The sequence below is a fragment of the Enterococcus sp. 6D12_DIV0197 genome, from assembly GCF_002174385.1.
In the GTDB taxonomy this organism is placed as follows: domain Bacteria; phylum Bacillota; class Bacilli; order Lactobacillales; family Enterococcaceae; genus Enterococcus_D; species Enterococcus_D casseliflavus.
This window is the reverse complement of the sequence record NZ_NIBN01000001.1, coordinates 2,628,848-2,644,699: the sequence shown is the minus strand read 5'-3', so window position 1 is coordinate 2,644,699 and position 15,852 is coordinate 2,628,848. Positions and strand designations below refer to the sequence as shown.

The window sequence follows — 15,852 nt, the reverse complement described above, 5'->3', positions numbered from 1 at the left end:
ACAAAGTCTGATAGTCTGATAATGTTACTTATGTAAACATTATCATTGAGGAGGATTTTTTTTATGACTTACACATTACCAGATTTACCTTACGCATACGATGCATTGGAACCATATATTGATGAAGAAACGATGCATTTGCATCATGATAAACACCACAACACTTATGTAACAAACTTAAATGCAGCGATTGAAAAACATCCTGAATTAGGTGAAAAAACAGTTGAAGAATTATTAGCAGACTTTTCTTCTGTACCTGAAGATATTCAAACAGCGGTTCGCAACAATGGCGGCGGCCATGCTAACCACACATTCTTCTGGGAAATCTTAGGCCCAAATGCCGGTGGCGAACCTACTGGAGCAATCAAAGAGGCAATTGAAGAAACTTTTGGCAGCTTTGAAGACTTTAAAGAAGAATTTAAAACTGCTGCAACTGGACGTTTTGGTTCAGGTTGGGCATGGTTAGTCGTTAAAGACGGTAAACTAGCAATCACTTCAACCGCGAATCAAGATTCACCATTGATGGATGGTCAAACACCTGTATTAGGTTTAGATGTTTGGGAACATGCGTATTACTTGAAATACAAAAATGTTCGTCCAGATTACATCAATGCTTTCTGGAGTGTTGTTAACTGGGACAAAGTAAACGAATATTTCGCAAAAGCTTAAACAAACTATTAGGAAGAAGCCTGACTAAGGGCTTCTTTTTTGTTGATGGAAAGAAATTTCGTTATTGCTAACGCTTACATATTCCGCTATAATGAAATCGACGGAATCGTCGGATTATAATTATTGGAGGCTTTACACACTATGGAACATGGGAAAGTAAAATGGTTCAACAACGAAAAAGGGTTTGGTTTTATTACAGTTGACGGTGGCGATGATGTATTTGTACACTTCTCTGCCATTCAAGGAGATGGGTTTAAATCGCTTGAAGAAGGACAAGAAGTTGAATTTACGATCGTTGAAGGTGCCCGCGGACCGCAGGCAGCGGAAGTAACCAAAGTCTAAAATCAAACAAACGGTAGACAAAGCAGATTATTCATCTCAAAAGAGCATGAATATCTGCTTTTTTTTTATACATTTACACTGGTTTCTTTTTCTTGTTAAACTTATAGTTGAGGAAGCACTTCCTATAGGGTGCTACTATTTAGATGAAAAAAGGGAACTAAAGCAAATTTTTTAGAATTGATAATCTTTCAAATTTGTTAATTCTTCTCTGAGAAATTTTTTTTTCTTTGTTTTATGATATAATCTATTAGTGATTTTTATTTTGAAATAAGAAGGAGCTAAAAATGAAACGAGTTATTACCTATGGAACGTTTGATTTGCTTCATTATGGTCATATTAATCTATTACAAACAGCTAAGCAATATGGCGATTACTTGATTGTTGGATTATCAACAGATGAGTTCAACTTATTACAAAAAAACAAGACTAGTTACTTTAGCTATGAAAAGAGAAAGCAGCTTTTAGAAGCAATAAGATATGTAGATCTAGTCATTCCTGAAGAAAATTGGGAGCAAAAAATAAATGATGTAAAAAAATATAACGTTGATACTTTTGTAATAGGTGATGACTGGACAGGTAAGTTTGATTACTTAAATACTGAATCTGGGGTGGAGGTTGTTTACCTTCCTCGTACGCCAGAGGTTTCAACAACGCAAATAAAAGCTGATTTAACCATGCTCAAAAAAAATATATGAGCAAAGATTTTTAGAATGGATGAGAAGATAAAATGGAAAAACAAATTAAAGTTCGTAGTACTTTAGTGACAAAGGAATATGATCTTCTAAAGAAGAAATCAGACAAAGTAAAATCTCTTTTTAAATTTTACAAAAAAAACATGAGTACGTTCTGGGCATTAAAGGGAGTGAGCTTTGAAGTAAATGCAGGTGAATCAGTGGGGATCATCGGTATTAATGGATCTGGAAAATCAACGCTTTCTAACCTAATTAGTGGAATTATTCCACCAACATCAGGAACGATGGAAGTCAATGGAGAAACTTCAATCATTGCAATTGGTGCAGGTTTGAAAATTCAATTGACTGGTCTAGAAAATATTCGTTTAAAAGGGTTAATGTCAGGAATGACGAATAAAGAAATTGATGATAAATTAGATGAAATTGTTGCTTTTGCTGATTTAGGAGATTTTATTAATCAACCTGTAAAAAGCTATTCAAGTGGTATGAAATCTCGATTAGGATTTGCTATTGCGGTTCATAATAATCCGGATATATTGGTAATCGATGAAGCTTTATCTGTTGGAGATGAAACATTCTATCAAAAGTGTGTGGATAAGATCATGGAATTTAAAAAAAATGGCAAAACTATTTTCTTTGTTTCTCATTCACTAGGTCAAGTAGAAAAACTATGTGATAAAACAATTTGGATGCATTATGGTGATCTAAAAATGTTTGGTCCGACAAATGAGGTAATGAAAGAATACCGTGAATTTATTGATTGGTTTAAGAAATTGCCTAAAAAGGAACAGAAAAAATACCAAGATGAATACAAAGAAAAACAAAAGCAATTTAATATGGAAAAATTAGCTGAAAAAGCTAAAAGCGATCCACAAACCTTGAATCAAAAGTTAAATGATAACGAGCTTGAAAAAAATATTAAGCGAACCTTATTCGGAGAAAAGATGACTATTTTTACTAAGCTTATTTTATCATTGACAGTCTTAAGTATTCTTTTCTTCAGTATTGTTTCATTTAGCGGAAGATCTTTAGGCTATGCGCTTAAGAATCCTATAGAAGTTATTACTAAAGTTATCGTGAGATAGTTAACGATACTTACTTATATTATGTAGAAGAGGAAGAGCCTTGTGAAAGAAATAATCGCAGTTTTAAAGGAACAAATTCAACATAGTGGTATGATTTTTCGAATGTCTCGCTATGAAGATAAAGCTACCTATCAAAGTCATTATCTTGGTTTAGCTTGGCAAATTTTGAATCCAGCAATTCAAATTGGAATCTATTATCTTGTGTTCGGATTAGGTGTAAACAACAATCGTCAAGTGGATGGATTTCCATTTATCATATGGATGTTGGTTGGTATTACGGCCTGGTTTTATATAAGCTCATCAGTTTTAGGAGCGTCAAACAGTATTCATAGGCAAGTCGGAATGGTTGCTAAAATGAAATTTCCTGTAAGTATACTCCCAACAATCAATATAGTTAGTAATCTGTCATCATACATTCCGATGGTAGCAATTGTTGTGGGATCATTATTATTTACGGGAAATACACCTACTATTTATTGGCTTCAATATTTTTATTACTTTTTCTGCATGGTAAGCTTTTTGTTTGCTTATGGTGTTTTGAATGCCACAATAACCGTTTTAGTTCGAGATTATCATATTTTTCTACAATCTGTGTTACGATTGCTTTTTTATGTATCAGGTCCGATTTGGGATATAAATAATCGTAATATGCCTGTATGGTTAGTCAAAATCTTAAGACTTAATCCTTTCTATTATATTATCGAAGGATTTAGAGACTCATTGCTTTCTCGAGCATGGGTTTGGGAAAAAACGACCTACACACTTATATTCTGGTGTCTAACTTTGATGCTTCTTATTTTAGGAAGCCATTTGCATATGAAGTTCCGTGCTCGTTTTGTTGATTACATTTAAAAATGATGTTTTGACGTGTGCTCTCTATCTTAGAGAGCGCACTTTATTTGTTTGTAATTTTTTCTTTATTTCAAATAAGTTACGGAAGCGTTACGGATGAAAGTTATTCTTGATAGCGGTTGCTGAACGTTGTATTTTGTGGGAAAATTTACTCGATAAGTGATTTTTTATTGGCGAGGTGCAGGATGCGGAGTTATCAAAAAGTAATAGTCAGTATTTTAGTCGTGTTAGTAGTTGGAATCATTGGCTTAACGATTTATGGCATGCAGATCTATCAAGAGACGAATGCTACATTCAACCAAATCTCAAAGTCTGTTGATCGTAAAACAGACAAACGAGAAACAGCGATCAGCATTGAAGAGCGCGATCCATTTTCCATTCTGTTAATGGGGATTGATACAGGGGCGCTGGGACGAACCGAGCAAGGCCGTTCAGATAGCATGATGGTGGTAACAGTCAATCCTGAGAAAAAGCAGTCAACGATCGTTAGTCTTGACCGTGATATCTATACGCAAATCGTTGGCTTTAATACGATCGATAAGTTGAATCATGCCTATGCTTTCGGTGGTGAAGCGATGGCAATGGATTCAGTTGAAAATCTTTTAGACATTCCTATCGACCATTATGTGACGATCAATATGCAAGGGATGCGGGATTTGATTGATGCAGTAGGTGGTATCGAAGTGACAAATGCCATCGATTTTACGTTAGAAGGTGTCCATGTCCCTAAAGGACAAATCACTTTAGATGGGAAAACAGGCTTGGCCTACGCAAGAATGCGCAAACAAGATCCAGAGGGAGATATAGGGCGACAAAGAAGGCAAAGAGAAGTGGTGACGAAAATCCTTCAAAAAGTCATGAGTTTGGAGGGAATAGGAAATTACCGCAACATCCTTAAAGCAGTTGAAAAAAATTCGAAGACGGATCTTACCTGGAATGACATGATGGATATCGGTACGAATTACATGCCAGCTTTTGCGACCATTGAGCAAGAGCAGCTGAAAGGGGAAGGACAACTGATTGGTGGAGTGTATTATCAGTTTTTGGGGACGAATCAGTTGTTGCATACGCAAAATTTGTTAAAGGAGCAGTTGCAACTTCCGACGAACGAGGGGTTGACCCAAGGCGATGAATATACTAACGGATCGCCTAATTATCAGTTATACGACGACAGTTTGACCTTCTCAGAAGAAAATTCAACAACTGGGGAGTAGCTAGTTTCTTTAGAAGCCTAAAAAGCAGGGTGACCGAAAGTCCTCCTGCTTTTAGTTTTCCACAATAACATCAATCAATTTCTTGTTTCACGAAATCAACAAATGAAAAAACATAAGAAAGCTTAAAAAAACAATTTTTTCATGAAAGAGTGAAAATGAAACAATCTATCTGTGAAACATTCAGGCAGATATCGTTGAGTTTTTATAGTTTTTTCTAAGGATTAATGGATATTTTTTGTTTTTTCTGTTTCAGATCGAATTTTTTGGTAAAATAGGACAGTAGTCATTATAGATTGGAAGGATAGATGAGATGAAGAATTTGAAAGATAAAGTTGTCCAAGGGATACGTAAGGGGCCAGAAGAACCAAAGGCCAAATCGTATCGCAAATCTCATGTTCCATTTCGATTGAACTTTTTGTTTTTTATTATTTTTGCTTTGTTTGTATCATTGATTGTCCAATTAGGCTATCTACAGATCGTCAATGGCGACAATATTGAGCAGCAATTGAAAGCTTCATCTGTAGTGGAAGTAAAAGGAAGTGCCCCTCGGGGGATGATTTACGATGCTTCTGGGAAAGCTTTAGTGGAAAATCAAGCCAATGCAGCAATCACTTTTACCCGGGGAAACAAAATGACCGCTCAAGATCTTTTAGAAACGGCCAAAAAATTGAGCGAGTTGATCGAAATGCCAGTCGACAAAAACTTGTCTGATCGAGATCTTAAGGACTTTTGGTTGGCAGATGAAGACAATCTTGAAAAAGCAACTGAACGATTGAGTGATGAAGAGCGTTCTTTAGGTACTTCTGAACAATATACGGCAACCGTTGAGAAAGTGACCGAGGAAGAAATCAATTTCTCCGATGCCGAATTAGAAGCAGCCACGATTTTCAAGCGGATGAACAGCGCACAATCCTTGAGTACGGTCTTTATTAAGACGTCGGATGTGTCTGACCAAGAATTGGCAGTTGTTGCTGAAAACATGGTCGATTTACCAGGAATCTCCACCGGGACCGATTGGACACGAAAGATCGTTGAAGGAAGTTCTCTGGCTAGTTTGATCGGAACGGTGACTAGTGAAGAACAAGGAATACCTGAAGAAGTTCTAGACGAATTCTTAGAAAAAGGTTACGCACGTAATGATCGCGTTGGCCGTAGTTATTTAGAACAGCAATATGAAGAAGTTTTACAAGGAACAAAATCCATCTCTGAAATATCGCTTGACAACAACAACAATATTGAAAGTCAAAAAGAAACCTTTGCAGGTGCAAAGGGAGATAATCTGGTTTTAACACTCGATGCTGAATTTCAAGCGAAAGTTGACAAGATTTTGCAAGACAATTTTCAAAAACTGATTGATTCTGGTGCTGCAGAGTATTCCCCAGGGGTATACGCAGTGGCGTTAAATCCGAAAACCGGCGGTGTCCTTTCCATGTCCGGGTATCATCATGACACGGGATCAAATGAAATGCAAGAAAATGCCATTGGTACCTTTATTAATTCCTTTGTACCAGGGTCCGTCGTCAAAGCAGGAACCTTGGCTGCCGGTTGGGAAAACGGCGTCTTAAACGGCAACGAAGTGCTGCTGGATCAACCAATCAGAATCGGCTCCGATGTAAAAGCTTCTATTTTCAACCCAACTGGGGCAAATAATCGCAATCTTTCTGCAGAGCAGTCGTTAGAAGTTTCTTCTAACTCCTATATGATGCAAGTCGCTTTACGTTTGATGGGCATCAATTATCAGTCAGGCATCTCGATTCCAACAGTGGATCGTCAAGGGGATGTCTACGAAAAACTCCGTTCCTCTTTTGCCTCTTTTGGTATGGGAACTGAAACAGGGATCGATTTACCAGGAGAAGCAACTGGTATCAGCACATCCATTGAGAACATGGACCCTGTCAGTGATGGCGGAAAGATCCTCGACTTGGCATTCGGCCAGTTTGATACTTATACGACACTGCAACTGGCACAATATGCAGCAACTGTTGCTAATGGTGGCAAAAGATTGCAGCCTCACATCGTTGACGGAATCTACGACAATGATGAAACAGGCGGACTAGGTTCGCTGATTGAGGACATCGAACCAACGGTATTGAACGAGGTTGGTTTATCAGATGCCCAAATGCAAATTATCCAAAATGGCTTTTACGATGCGGTTCATGGAACGGATGCTTGGGCAACTGCCAAAGGCTTGGCTTCGGCGAAAATGGAAGTCTCTGCCAAAACAGGTACTGCCGAAACACCCATCGTGGATAGTAATGGCAATACCATCAGCTTAGTTAACTTAAACATCGTTGCCTACGGGCCAAGCAGTGATGCGGATATTGCGATTGCGATCGTGATGCCTCAATTAAAAGGAGACACCGATACGCATCCCAATATTCAAATCGCGAAAGAGATCATGGATGCTTATTACGACTTGTATATGAAATAAACAAAAAATCGCAGTGAAAGCTGCGGTTTTTTTAGTTTATAAGAATGCGGATAGAAAACCATCTTTTAGTGAGAAAGACTTGCTATTTTTGAATGATTGGCTTAGAATACTAGCGGTCAAGAGATAATTTTGATTTATACGATAAATAAAAAGATAAATTGATAATAAAAAGGGGCCCAAAGCACAATCATGAACAAGGAATGTTTAAGCAAACAAGAACTGATGAAACAGTTGGGACAATTTACACCAGCTGAAAAAAAAGAGATTCGTGAGTACTTGCAACGGAAAAATCCATTGCTTTTTCGTAAATTTGAGCGAATGAAACACGATCTTTACCGCTTGGAATCACGGCGTGTCCAATGCGAAATTGAAAATAACGAAAAGGAGTTAGGTCTTCTAAACGATAAGATCCTTTTGAAAAAAGAAGATTTTCTTGAGCTGTTATTAGCTATTCGAAAGAAAAGAGGGTAATGGATGGAATTTATTGAACTCGTCATTATCATTGCAATTCTCGTCACGTTATCAAATGTGGCGAGCAAAATATTACCCTCGGTACCGATCTTTTTTATTCAAATCATCTTAGGGATTTTACTAGGTTTAACAGAAATGGGACAGGAAATCGCTTTTGAACCGGAAATGTTTTTAGTAATGATCATTGGACCATTGCTGTTTCGTGAAGGAGAACGAGCAGATGTACCTGAAATCCTCAAAAACAGCAAGATCGTATTGTTTTTGGCTTTTGGCGGCGTTTTAATGACACTGTTTGCTGTCGGCGGAACGCTCCATTGGTTGATGCCCACGATTCCTCTGGCTGCTTGTTTCGCTTTTGGTGCTGCGTTAGGACCAACTGATGCAGTGGCAGTCTCCTCATTAGCAAAACGTTTGAAAATTTCCAAAAACATTATGCACATTCTGGAAGGCGAGGGCTTACTGAACGATGCTTCAGGGGTTACCGCATTGCAGTTTGCTATCGTAGCTTTGACCACCGGGAGCTTTTCAGCAGCCAACGCAGGGTTCCAGCTCCTATTCTCTAGTATCGGCGGCGGGCTTGTCGGTTACTTGATCGTGTGGCTGAAACGTCGAATTTTGCGCTTTATTGAAAAAATCTCGGCACAAGATGTCACAGTATACTTATTGATCGAACTGCTCTTGCCATTTGCTGCCTATTTGCTGGCCGAAATGATCGGGGTCTCAGGGATCATCGCAGCCGTTGTGGCAGGTGTAGCCCAAGCCCAAAGAAAACGACGGATCTCGTTGTTTGATGCAGAGCTGGCGAACATTTCAGAAAGTACTTGGTCGACCATTGTCTTTACATTGAATGCATTGGTGTTTCTTTTTCTAGGAATTGAGTTGTCACAAGTATTTTCACCAATCTGGGAGAGCAATAATTATGCAAACTGGCATCTAGTGATTACGATTTTGGTGATCACGGCGGTGATCTTCCTTGTTCGTTTTCTCTTTTTGTTGTTTTACTATTGGTTTTTACAGTCAAAAAAACAAGTATCAATGAATCAAGTCGCCTTGTTGACTTTTGGCGGAGTCAAGGGAACAGTCAGTTTGGCAGCCATCTTTATTTTGCCTGTGATGGTGCATGATGCACCCTTTCATGAAAGAGGCTTGCTTCTGTTTTTGACCGCTTGTGTGATCTTACTGACATTGATCATCAGCGTGATAGTCTTGCCATACTTGGCAGATGGGGAAGCTGCCGAAAGCGTCGACTTCAATCACTTGCTGATCTTAGAAGACGTCATCGAACAATTGGAAGCAGAAGAAAAGCAAGAACTCTCGGATAAAGGCCGTTTAGCGATCGATGCTGTCATCAATTCCTATGAAAATCGGCGCTGGGAGTTGTATCGCAATAGTTTGACTGATTCAGAAAAACAAGAAATCCAAGAAATTCAAGGATTGATCCTATCGATCGAACAAGACGGCTTGGATGAAGCTTATCGAAATGGGAAAGTCAGCTTAAATGGCTACCGTTTTTATTCACGGTTTATTTCTCAGCAACAGCATTCCCTCGCAAAACAAATTCTCTCATTCTTTAGTTTTTGGCTCTTCTTTATTCAGCGATTTATCCGTATTTTGATTCATCCTCGCTTGTTTTTACAGCGACAGCAGCAGCTAAAAGCTGCCTTGAAGCAACGAGACATTTCTGAAGTACAAAAAATTTACTTAAAGAACAGTGAATATATTTTTCATAGTTTGAGCAATTTAGAAGATGTCTATGATTCCTCGCTGATCAATTTTTTTATTCGTCAACGAGAAATGAGCATCAAACGATTTGAACACAGCAATTTCATTGAAACGATCATGATCGAGCAAGACCCGATTTTTGTTAAGAAAGTCCTTTGGGGCTATTACCTTGAGCGCAAAACGATCGATGAATATGAAGTGGCTGAGAAAATCTCAACGATTTCGGCAAATGAATACCGACGCAATGTCAATCTGTTAGAATCGTATGCGATGTCTCGAGCAGAAGAACAGCCGAAGCAGCGAATGTTTCGCCGATAATACGTCTCAAGAGGCGCACAACTTAAGGCACGTTTTATGGAGTGTCTTCGTCAGGTTATTCCTAAACGATGATCAACATCGATGATCCGAAGGAGTAGACTGACGAAGGCATTCTTTTTTTGCAAAAATTGATTTTTTTCTCTCATCGTTTCCGCTGATGAAATGTGGTACAATGAGCGAAGAAAAAACTCAGGAGGGATTCTGTGAAAGAATTAAAAGTAAGTGAATTAACCAAAACATATGGTGAAAAAACACTGTTTGATCAGCTTTCTTTTCTGATACATGAAAAAGATCGAATCGGTTTGATCGGTGTCAATGGCACGGGTAAATCGAGTTTGTTACGGATCTTGGCCGGTTTGGATCGCGGTGATGGCGATCGCCAAACGGTATTTGCCGCCCAAGATTATCGCATCGGTTTCTTGACTCAAGACAATCAGTTACGAGAAGAATTATCTGTTGTAGATGCTGTTTTTCAAGGCACCAGTCCGCTGATTCGCGTTGTTCGTGACTATGAAAAAGCGCTGATTGCCTTAGAGAATAATGGCTTGGATCAACAAACGCAACGGAATTATCAGTTGGCAGAAGAAGCGATGAATAAAGCCGATGCTTGGAATACAGATACAACTGCCAAGATCATTTTACAAAAACTTGGGATCAATGAGTTAGAAAAAAAGGTCAGTGAGTTATCTGGAGGTCAAAAGAAACGAGTGGCTATGGCTCAAGTATTGATCGATGAACCAGACTTGTTGTTATTGGATGAACCGACTAACCACTTAGATTATGATGCGATCCAATGGTTGGAAGGCTATCTAAAAAATTATCGGGGTGCATTATTGATGGTGACCCACGATCGCTACTTTTTGGATCGAGTCGTTAATCGGATCTTTGAATTGTCTTTTGGCAAGCTACATGAATATCAGGGCAATTACGAGACGTACCTTCATGCTCGAGCAGAAAGAGAACGTGTGGAGGAGACGCAAGAAGACAAGCGCAAGCAGTTGTACAAACATGAGTTGGCTTGGATTCGCACTGGAGCGAAGGCCCGTACAACGAAACAACAGGCACGGATCGATCGTTTCGATGATTTAAAAGAAAACCTACATCAAGTAAAACGAAACGGCGAAGTGGCCATTGATGTTGCTACGACACGCTTAGGCAAGCAAGTCTTAGAGCTAAAAGATGCGAGTTTCAAGATTGAAAACAAAACGATTTTGTCTCACTTTGATTTGTTGATTCAATCAAGAGAACGCTTAGGGATCACAGGAGAAAACGGTGCGGGCAAATCGACGTTGCTCAATATTTTAGCTGGTCACCTGCCTTTAGAAGAAGGGGAGCGTACGATTGGCGTGACTGTGAAAATGGCTTATTATACGCAAACGATTGAAGCGATGAACCCTGATCAGCGAATGATTGCTTATTTGCAAGAAGCAGCCGAGGAAGTGCAAAAAGTGGATGGCTCACAAGTCAGTGTCGCAGAAATGCTGGAACAGTTTTTGTTTCCGCGATCCATGCACGGCACTAAGATCGGCAAGCTATCTGGCGGGGAAAAACGACGCCTATTTTTGCTCAAGCTATTGATTGGGCAGCCAAATGTTCTCTTGTTAGATGAACCGACCAACGATTTGGATATTGATACCCTGACGATTTTGGAAAATTATTTGGAAACATTCCCAGGTGCAGTGATCACTGTTTCCCATGACCGCTACTTTTTAGATAAAGTTGCCCAAAAATTGCTGATCTTCGAAGGAGACGGCAGGATTAAGTCCTACTTTGGTTCCATTAATGAGTACTTAGCAGCCAATACCAATAAAGCTAGTTCAAGTGTACTAGAGCCAAAAGAATCAAAAAACGATTCCCTTTCTGCTGATAGTGAGGAGTCTGCTGCAGCGCCTGTCAAAAAGAAACTGAGTTATATGGAACAAAAAGAGTGGGCGACAATTGAAGATGATATCGCGGTGTTAGAAGAAAAAGCTGCCACTTTGACTGAAGAGATGAATCATCAAGGAGCTGACTTTACCAAGCTCCAAAAATTACAGCAAGAAATCAGCGAGGTTGAAACGCAACTTGCAGAAAAAATGGATCGTTGGGAATATTTGAGCGAATATGTGTAGAGTAAAGGAGAGAACGATGGAACAAGCATATTTAGATCTAGGAAGAAAAATATTAGCAGAAGGCAATGATAAAAGTGATCGTACAGGAACGGGAACACGCAGTGTCTTTGGTCATCAAATGCGTTTTGATCTGTCCCAAGGCTTTCCTTTGCTGACAACAAAAAGAGTTCCTTTTGGCTTGATCAAGAGCGAATTATTGTGGTTTCTAAAGGGAGATACCAATATCCGCTACCTGCTGGAACATAATAACCACATTTGGGATGAATGGGCGTTTGAACGCTATATTAAAAGTGAGGCTTATACAGGTCCTGATATGACAGACTTTGGTCGCCGTTCATTAGTGGATGAAGCTTTCAATGAACAGTATCAACATGAGTTGAAACTATTTTGTGAAAAAATCTTAGCCGATGATGCTTTCGCTGAAACTTTCGGCGATTTGGGCCATGTATATGGGTATCAATGGCGCCATTGGGAAAAAAGTACGGGCGGGTTTATCGATCAAATCAAAGAAGTGATCGACATGATCAAAACGACGCCGGATTCTCGCCGTCTGATCGTCTCCGCATGGAATCCTGAAGATGTACCGACGATGGCGTTGCCACCTTGTCACACAATGTTTCAATTTTATGTTCATGAGGGTCGCTTAAGCTGTCAGCTGTATCAACGCAGTGCCGATGTCTTTTTAGGCGTTCCCTTCAATATTGCTAGTTATGCGCTATTAACGCACCTGATTGCTCATGAAACTGGACTAGAAGTCGGGGATTTTGTCCATACATTAGGCGATGCTCATCTGTACAGCAATCATATGGAACAAATGAAGGAACAGTTGACTCGTTCGGTACGTCCGGCGCCAACCTTACAGTTAAATCCTGAAAAACAGTCGATTTTTGATTTTGAAATGGAAGATATTACCTTGGCAGGGTATGATCCGCATCCAACGATCAAAGCACCGATCGCAGTTTAAGTGGTTGTTTGGGTTTCATTTCATAAAGAAAGGAATGAGGCGTAATGGTAAATACCCACAAGCGAGGCTTTGCGGCGACCTTTCATCAGAGACATGCTGGATCGATTACTGCAGCGCTCATTGAGCAAGTCATCGATTTCTTGCATCAGCACTATGATGCAGTTTGGCTATCCGTATCCGAAGAAACAGTGCCAGAGCTAAAGGAAGCCATTCGATCAAATCAGCAGTGTACTGCCATTTTTATACCAGCAAAAGGAGCAGCGGATGCCCGCAGAAGGCTTGTTTTTGCTGCCCAGCACCACCTGCCAGCTTTGGATTCGCTGCATATTTGTGATTTTGATCGCGTGGTGACGTGGATGAAGACCTATCCCGAAGAACTAGTGGCAATAAGCAAAAAGCCTTTATCTGCGAATACGTATTGTATCCTAGGACGAACTGCAAGGGCGTTTGCGAGTCATCCGCAAACGTGGCAAAGAACGGAGCGCTTGATCAACGAGATCGCTGCTGACTTCTTTCAAATAGAAGAAGTTGATATCGCAGCTGGTAGTGCTCTCTTTCCAATCTCCCTGATACCGACCTTACTGAAAAACAACAACGCGCATTTAAACGATGGGGAATGGCCGCGAAATGTCCAAAGAAGCGGCGGCACAATTGTTTACCAAGCCTGTGATGGCTTGCGCTTTGAGGAGCGCAACAAAGATCCATTTGAGCATGAATCAGCTTTTCAGCTGATGCAGCGGCTGCAGGTTGCTGCTATTATTTCGGAATCATTTTATACAGAAGGGATGTAATTTTTATGTTGATCGCACTTTGGGCACAAGATCAAAAGGGGTTGATCGGAGCGGATGGTACACTGCCGTGGCATTTGCCGAATGATTTGAAATTTTTTAAAGAGCAAACCATCAATAATACGATTATAATGGGACGCAAAACCTTTGAAGGCATGGGAAAAAGATTACTGCCACAGCGTACGACGATCGTTTTGACGAGTGATCGGGATTATCAAGCCAACGGCGCCTTAGTGATGCATGACCGTGAGGAAATTTTGGCGTATGTGAAGCAGCAAGAGCATCCCGTTTTTTTAACTGGTGGAGCAGGTGTTTTTGAAGCGATGATTGACGATTGCGATCAATTGTACCGTACAGTGATCGCTGCGGAATTTAACGGAGATGTGTATTTCCCAGAGATTGATTGGACGCAATGGAAACTTGATCATGTGATTGATGGGATCGTCGATGAAAAGAACCATTATCCCCATCAATTTGAATTTTATCGTAGAAAATAAAAGAACAGGAAGCTTTCTGCAGCGAAAGTTTCCTGTTCTTTTTTTATAAGCAGTGCTTCATTTTTAGGTATACAACAAGACGGAAAAGTACATCAGTCCAGCACCTAACATAACGAATAAGTGCCAAACCACATGCATGAACCGAACGGATTTTAAACTATAGAATAGCGCACCTACAGTATAAGAAACACCACCGCTTGCTAGTAAAAATGTTCCCCAGTAGCCTAAATGTTCGATCAGAGGTTTAAAGGCAATAACACATAACCAGCCCATGATGATGTAGATCAGGGTGGAGATTTTTGAGACGGTCTCTTTTTTATGAAGAGTCAGTGACTTATAAACGATGCCGCTAATTGCTAGTAGCCAAATCAAGACAAAGAGTGACCAGCCAAGCCAGCCTTGGATACTAAGTAAGCAAAAAGGTGTATAACTTCCAGCGATCAGCAAGAAAATGGAGGCATGATCAAAGACTTGGAAGACCTTTTTTGCTTTGGTAAAAATCAAACTGTGAAATAAGGTAGAAAAGAGGAAGAGCAAAATCATCATCGACCCATAAATGGCATAGGAAACGATGTGGATAGGTGACCCTAGATTTGCCCCCTTGATTAAGAGGATGACCAGTCCTGCGATACTCAGTCCTAATCCGATCCCGTGGGTTACTGCATTTAATACTTCATTGACGATCAAATATCTGCGACTAAACTTCATGTGCTGCATTCGGCACCGTCCTTTCGAATCGAAATTAGATGAAAAAAAATTTTCTCTCTGTTATACTTAGTATAAATGGTCTGTGGTTATTTTACCACGAAAAAAGACTTGATTTAAAGAGAGAGTGAATATATGATGGCAAATCTTAAAATTGTGACAGATTCTTCCAGTACGATGGAACCAAGTGTCCGTGATGCTTTGGCTATCCATGTCGTGCCTTTATCTGTAATGATCGATGGTGTCGTTTATCCAGATGATGAAACGCTGCCGGGAGAAAAATTTATGCAAATGATGGCGCAAGCCAAAGAATTACCTAAAACTAGTCAGCCGCCGATTGGTCATTTTGTAGAACTGTATGACGAATTAGGCAAAGATGGCAGTGAAATACTATCGATCCATATGACCAAAGGTCTTAGTGGAACTGTGGAAGCGGCTCGTCAAGCCAGTCATTTATCAAAAGCCAAAGTCACCGTGATCGATAGCGACACGACAGACCAAGCGTTGGCTTTTCAAGTGATTCGGGCAGCAGAATTGGCTAAAGCCGGTAAGACACTAGAAGAAGTTTTACCAGAAGTGGATCTGGTGCGTGAGCATACGAAATTATTTATCGGCGTTTCAACGTTAGAAAACTTAGTAAAAGGTGGGCGCATCAGTCGTGCCAAAGGTCTTTTATCGAGCTTACTGAACATGAAAGTGATCATGGATTTTGATCATTCAGAACTGATTCCAGTCGTCAAAGGACGCGGCGTCAAGACGTTCAATAAATGGTTTGAGGAATTAAAAGCAGAATTGAAGAATATGCCAAAAGTGACGAAAATTGGTATTTCTCATGCAGAAGGGTTAGAAATCACGGAACGTTTCCAAAAAGAACTAGCAGAATTGTTTCCTGACTTGGAGATCCCATTGCTTCACACAACACCGATCATCGCCACTCATACAGGTAGAGGTGCGTTTGCGATCACTTACAGTACGGAATAAAAAAGGTGCT

The 15,852-nt window shown here is 40.0% G+C and carries 15 protein-coding genes; 14 read left to right on the top strand and 1 reads right to left on the bottom strand.

Annotation, left to right across the window (positions count from 1 at the left end):
- Positions 1 to 63 precede the first annotated feature (63 nt).
- The 13 genes from A5867_RS12250 to A5867_RS12190 all read left to right on the top strand — a co-directional run bounded on the left by A5867_RS12250 (position 64) and on the right by A5867_RS12190 (position 14,156).
- Positions 64 to 669 (top strand): superoxide dismutase, encoded by a 606-nt coding sequence (locus A5867_RS12250; RefSeq protein ID WP_005229576.1) that lies wholly within the window; start codon positions 64 to 66, stop codon positions 667 to 669.
- Between the two features lie 141 nt (positions 670 to 810).
- Positions 811 to 1,011 carry a cold-shock protein gene (locus A5867_RS12245; protein ID WP_005229578.1) on the top strand — a complete coding sequence of 67 codons (201 nt, stop codon included), beginning with the start codon at positions 811 to 813 and terminating at the stop codon, positions 1,009 to 1,011.
- A 284-nt stretch (positions 1,012 to 1,295) separates the two neighbouring features.
- Positions 1,296 to 1,706, top strand: a complete 411-nt coding sequence (gene tagD, locus A5867_RS12240) for a glycerol-3-phosphate cytidylyltransferase (protein WP_087627718.1) — start codon at positions 1,296 to 1,298, stop codon at positions 1,704 to 1,706.
- A gap of 32 nt (positions 1,707 to 1,738) precedes the next feature.
- Entirely contained in the window at positions 1,739 to 2,788 is a 1,050-nt protein-coding gene (locus A5867_RS12235) for an ABC transporter ATP-binding protein (RefSeq protein WP_087627717.1), read from the top strand.
- Positions 2,789 to 2,830: 42 nt separating this feature from the next.
- On the top strand, positions 2,831 to 3,640 hold the full coding sequence (locus A5867_RS12230; protein ID WP_087627716.1) for an ABC transporter permease: 810 nt from the start codon (positions 2,831 to 2,833) through the stop codon (positions 3,638 to 3,640).
- A gap of 185 nt (positions 3,641 to 3,825) precedes the next feature.
- On the top strand, positions 3,826 to 4,854 hold the full coding sequence (locus A5867_RS12225; RefSeq protein WP_087627715.1) for an LCP family protein: 1,029 nt from the start codon (positions 3,826 to 3,828) through the stop codon (positions 4,852 to 4,854).
- Between the two features lie 310 nt (positions 4,855 to 5,164).
- Entirely contained in the window at positions 5,165 to 7,285 is a 2,121-nt protein-coding gene (locus A5867_RS12220; protein ID WP_005229581.1) for a penicillin-binding protein 2, read from the top strand.
- A 189-nt stretch (positions 7,286 to 7,474) separates the two neighbouring features.
- Positions 7,475 to 7,756, top strand: a complete 282-nt coding sequence (locus A5867_RS12215; protein WP_015510017.1) for a hypothetical protein — start codon at positions 7,475 to 7,477, stop codon at positions 7,754 to 7,756.
- Between the two features lie 3 nt (positions 7,757 to 7,759).
- A complete protein-coding gene (locus A5867_RS12210) occupies positions 7,760 to 9,796 on the top strand; it encodes a sodium:proton antiporter (protein WP_087627714.1) in 2,037 nt (678 codons plus the stop codon).
- Between the two features lie 203 nt (positions 9,797 to 9,999).
- Positions 10,000 to 11,907, top strand: coding sequence for an ABC-F family ATP-binding cassette domain-containing protein (locus A5867_RS12205; RefSeq protein ID WP_087627713.1), 1,908 nt, complete (start codon positions 10,000 to 10,002; stop codon positions 11,905 to 11,907).
- Between the two features lie 16 nt (positions 11,908 to 11,923).
- Positions 11,924 to 12,871, top strand: a complete 948-nt coding sequence (locus A5867_RS12200; RefSeq protein ID WP_074933007.1) for a thymidylate synthase — start codon at positions 11,924 to 11,926, stop codon at positions 12,869 to 12,871.
- Positions 12,872 to 12,915: 44 nt separating this feature from the next.
- Positions 12,916 to 13,662, top strand: a complete 747-nt coding sequence (locus tag A5867_RS12195) for a hypothetical protein (RefSeq protein WP_087627712.1) — start codon at positions 12,916 to 12,918, stop codon at positions 13,660 to 13,662.
- A gap of 5 nt (positions 13,663 to 13,667) precedes the next feature.
- Complete coding sequence (locus A5867_RS12190) at positions 13,668 to 14,156, top strand: dihydrofolate reductase (RefSeq protein WP_005229592.1); 489 nt, start codon at positions 13,668 to 13,670, stop codon at positions 14,154 to 14,156.
- Between the two features lie 63 nt (positions 14,157 to 14,219).
- Here A5867_RS12190 and A5867_RS12185 read toward each other — a convergent pair whose 3' ends face one another.
- Complete coding sequence (locus A5867_RS12185) at positions 14,220 to 14,873, bottom strand: hemolysin III family protein (protein ID WP_005229593.1); 654 nt, start codon at positions 14,871 to 14,873, stop codon at positions 14,220 to 14,222.
- Positions 14,874 to 14,999: 126 nt separating this feature from the next.
- Here A5867_RS12185 and A5867_RS12180 point away from each other — a divergent pair, with 126 nt between their 5' ends.
- A complete protein-coding gene (locus A5867_RS12180; RefSeq protein WP_026008095.1) occupies positions 15,000 to 15,842 on the top strand; it encodes a DegV family protein in 843 nt (280 codons plus the stop codon).
- The last annotated feature ends 10 nt before the right edge of the window (positions 15,843 to 15,852 follow it).